The organism is Micromonospora sp. NPDC050276 (assembly GCF_044459545.1).
Taxonomy (GTDB): domain Bacteria; phylum Actinomycetota; class Actinomycetes; order Mycobacteriales; family Micromonosporaceae; genus Micromonospora.
The window spans coordinates 1-1,102 of record NZ_JBITJA010000045.1; the positions used below are offsets into that span (position 1 = coordinate 1).

1 protein-coding gene is annotated in these 1,102 nt (G+C 63.4%); it reads left to right on the forward strand.

All coding sequences use genetic code 11. The features are described from left to right. Positions 1-224: 224 nt before the first annotated feature. Positions 225-1,061: an IS5 family transposase gene (locus tag ACIBF8_RS32055; RefSeq protein ID WP_396787653.1), complete on the forward strand. Its 837-nt coding sequence runs from the start codon at positions 225-227 to the stop codon at positions 1,059-1,061. Positions 1,062-1,102: the final 41 nt, after the last annotated feature.

Below are 1,102 nucleotides of genomic sequence, written 5' to 3' on the forward strand. Positions count from 1 at the left end.
ACTGGGCGTTTTGATCTTGTCTGCCTGCGATTGGCGGCATTCGGTCCGCCGAATGCCAGGCCAGCAGAGCGGCCGACTCATGGTCTATCGACACTATTTGCCCCGACTGATGCCGCAGTGATATGTCAACTTCGTTCCGCAGAGCGTGTCTGGTTCAGAAAAGCCCTCGTATCGTCGGACTGCAGGTGCGATCCAGCACGGCGGTTCCACAGTAGACCTTCGACATGGTTGAGCGACCTGCCTACCCCTCCGACCTGTCCGACGCCCGCTGGGCGCTGATCGCACCACGCCTTGCCGCCTGGCGTCAGGCCCGCACCGACGCCGGCATCGGCGGACGCACCGCCACCCACGACCTGCGGGAGATCTTCAACGCGATCCTCTACGTCAACCGCACCGGCATTGCCTGGCGCTACCTGCCCCACGACCTCCCGCCCTGGCAGACCGTCTACGGCTACTTCACCGCCTGGACCAGCGACGGCATCTTCACCCAGCTCAACTACCAACTCACCGGCCTGGCCCGCACCAAAGCCGGACGCGCCGCACAGCCATCGGCCGCCGTGATCGACACCCAGAGCGTGAAGACCTCCACCAACGCACCCTTGCCCACCCAAGGCATCGACGCCGGCAAGAAGATCGTCGGACGCAAACGTGGCATCGTCACCGACACCCTCGGCCTGCTCCTCGCCGTCGTCGTCACCGCCGCCAGCGCCAGCGACAACACCATCGGCATCGACCTGCTCAACCAGACCAAGACCACCCATCCGGCCCTGGCCAAGACGTGGGTCGACGCCGGCTTCAAGAACAAGGTCATCGAACACGGCGCCACCCTCGGCATCGACGTCGAAGTCGTCATCAAAGACCCACAGGTCAGAGGCTTCTCGGTGGTCAAACGCCGATGGGTCGTCGAACGCACCCTCGGGTGGATCATGCTCCACCGACGCCTGGCCCGCGACTACGAAGCCCTACCCGACAACTCCGCCAGCATGATCCGCATCGCGATGATCGACAACCTCACCAAACGCATCACCAACGAAACCACCCCAACCTGGCGAGATAACTGAAGGCGGCATCACTCGCAAAATACGTGAATGAGACGCCCTCT

Bases quoted from the DNA above. Each gene is read 5' to 3' on its own strand.
- ACIBF8_RS32055 (WP_396787653.1), top strand. From the start codon at position 225: ATGGTTGAGCGACCTGCCTACCCCTCCGACCTGTCCGACGCCCGCTGG.